At 57.1% G+C, this 2,586-nt stretch carries 2 protein-coding genes; both read left to right on the top strand.

Translation table 11 applies throughout. The features are described 5' to 3' along the window. The coding region (locus ACTWPW_RS63730) for a toxin C-terminal domain-containing protein (protein ID WP_443174964.1) at window positions 1-1,547 on the top strand (1,547 nt) is incomplete at its 5' end. After that, complete coding sequence (locus ACTWPW_RS63725) at window positions 1,532-2,407, top strand: hypothetical protein (protein WP_443174963.1); 876 nt, start codon at window positions 1,532-1,534, stop codon at window positions 2,405-2,407. The genes ACTWPW_RS63730 and ACTWPW_RS63725, both read left to right, overlap by 16 nt. The last annotated feature ends 179 nt before the right edge of the window (window positions 2,408-2,586 follow it).

The following is a 2,586-nucleotide window of genomic DNA, read 5'->3' as shown; positions in this document are numbered from 1 at the left end:
CCCTCGCTGGCGGTTACACCAGCTCATCAGGGCCAAGTGCCAGCGGAGGCACGTGCATCGGCAACTGCTACGGAGGCGGCGGTGCCGCCGAGATGTGTCCGGCCTGTCTTACCGCAGGGGAGATCGACTGGAACGTCGCCCTCGTCATGACCACGGAAGATATGCGCAGAAGAGGTCACCTGCCCAACGGAACACCAATCACGGACGACTTCTGGGGGCTCTTGGAGGAGGATATTGATCAGATCATCGAGGTGGCGTATCTCGGGGCAACTGACGATGAGATTGGCATCCTCATTCAATACGCCAAGTACCGCTGGAGGCAGCAGTGGGAAAAGGATAGAAAATCTACAACCGCTCGTTGGGCTGGTGGGCCGGTCGACGAGCAGGTCACCGAATGCCAGAAGGCGCTGACCACCAAGCAATGCGCCGAGATGCTTGAAGCGGGGGCGCTACTGGTTCGGGCGCAGAAGTACTGGAGCCAGTGTGCTGGCCCTTACCCTGGGGACTCGTTCGGTTGGGTCGAAGGGCGGTGCCAACGCCTGGTTAAAGAGCTCGGGCTGACTCCTGAGCAGGTGGCGCAACTGGCGCTTGAGAAAACCTGGGAGGAGTTCGAGAACTTCTGGACGGGCGTTTACCAGGCTGTCGTTGAGGACTTCGCGGCTTGTTTTGATGGCAGTGCTCTGGGATGCGTGCTCGCCGCAACCAACTTTGTGCCGGGTGGGGCCTTGGCCCGCGCGGGTAGGCTCATAGCCAAGTTCCCCAAGGTTCAGAAAGCAGTGGTGGCCGCCGGGGCGGCATGCAGGATAAACAGCTTTGTGCCGGGAACCCTGGTGCTGATGGCGGACGGAAGCCGTAAGCCAATTGAGGACGTACGTGTTGAGGACGAAGTCCTGGCCACGGACCCAGCAACCGGAGAGTTGGCAGCCAAGAAGGTCACAGACCTGATCAACAGCTTCGGTGCGAAGAACCTGATCAAGATCACTGTGAGGTCAGGGCGCGCGGACGACGCCAGCCATCCGTCGGTCATCGCGACGTCGCACCATCGCTTTTGGGTTCCTTCCTTGCAGCGATGGGTTGACGCGACGTATCTTCAGCCGGGGACTTGGCTCCGCACCTCCACTGGTACATGGATCCAAGTCGCCGATGTGAGGCGATGGACGGCGTCGCAACTGGTGTACAACCTGACTGTCGCCGACATGCACACCTACTATGTAACAGCAGGAGCAACCGACCTCCTCGTTCACAACGATAATAACCAAAATTGCATCTCAAACGCAGCGGCCGACGATATCGCGAGATCCCTTGGGTATACCAATACGAGAAAGAAATCTGCCAGCGGTGCTTATATTTGGGAAAACAAAAAGGCAAAATCCGGACAGCCGCGCTATATTACCTGGGATAGGAATGGCCACAGCGGGGGCATATTCAAGGGGGCTAGTTTCAGAAATCCGTTCCAAACGACCAAGGATGCCGGTCGGGATGGAACCTATGATTTGCTTATTTCGGACAACGGCCATCTATTGGGGCTAAAATGGATAGCGAAGTAACGGAAGAGCTGGCGATAGGCCCAGCGAATAATGTTGTCGCAGAACGTCTTGCCGACGCTCCTGGCTGGGAGGAGTACTCTGCGAGGCTGCGTGACACGCTATGGAAGGTTGTGAACACAACCGGCGTGGAGTCGCTGGAGGTCGCAGATCTGCTGGTTCCTGAGCCATTGCCCAGCAGATGCTCATCGCTTCGAAATGGAGTGAAGCTGAATCCGGCTGAGGCGATTGGCATGATCATTGATATGCTGGCAGGAGTATCGCCGTATTGTAGATTCATGGCGCCCGGCCTTCATGTTGCCGCAGGCTACAACGGGTATGTAAATATCTTCATATCCCGCGACAGTGCCGACAAACTGGCCGACCTGGAAAGAAAAGAGCTGTGCCTGCAATGGTGCAATCGAGCGCCGTATTCTCCGGACGATATTCAGCTCGTTGAGGCCTCCGCAGACGGTGGCTTCTGGACGTCGATCAGATCCGCTGCAGAGGCGGCTGTGGTGTTGCTGTGTGAGCGATGGGCGCACGGCGATTATGGGTGTAATTGGTTCCTGCTGAACCCGAACAATATAGATGAAATTATCCGGTCGGTTCAACCTCGATCTCTGCTGTGCGTTGCAATTGATCCAGACCTGCATCTAAATCCGGCTCTATTGAAAGAAGATTTCACCGCCTTCGGGGCACCGCTAATCCCGGGCCGGTTGCGCTACAGCGCCTACCACTGGGGAGCAAATGATCTTCAGGAGCTCCTTGATCAAGGCATGGCCTTCATGATAGCCACCTCCGACTTGCGAGAACTATGCGCCGTTGTTCCTGACACGGATGGGGTGGTTCGAGGGGTTTGGGAAAGCGTGAGACTAGATTAGGCGTATCTTAAGAGAATTGGTGTTCGTCTGCCATCTTGCGCAATTCGCCGCCTGGACGCCAATTGACCTCGTACATGCTCGGACGTGATATCGCGCAGCTCTCCAGGTACGCCGGTACCTCTGGCTGGTGGGCATGCTCGGTGCCCACTGCGCGCACCGGCTCTCTCGACGACATGATC

Source organism: Nonomuraea sp. KM90, from assembly GCF_052246675.1.
GTDB lineage: Bacteria > Actinomycetota > Actinomycetes > Streptosporangiales > Streptosporangiaceae > Nonomuraea.
This window is presented reverse-complemented; position numbering and strand designations above follow the sequence as displayed.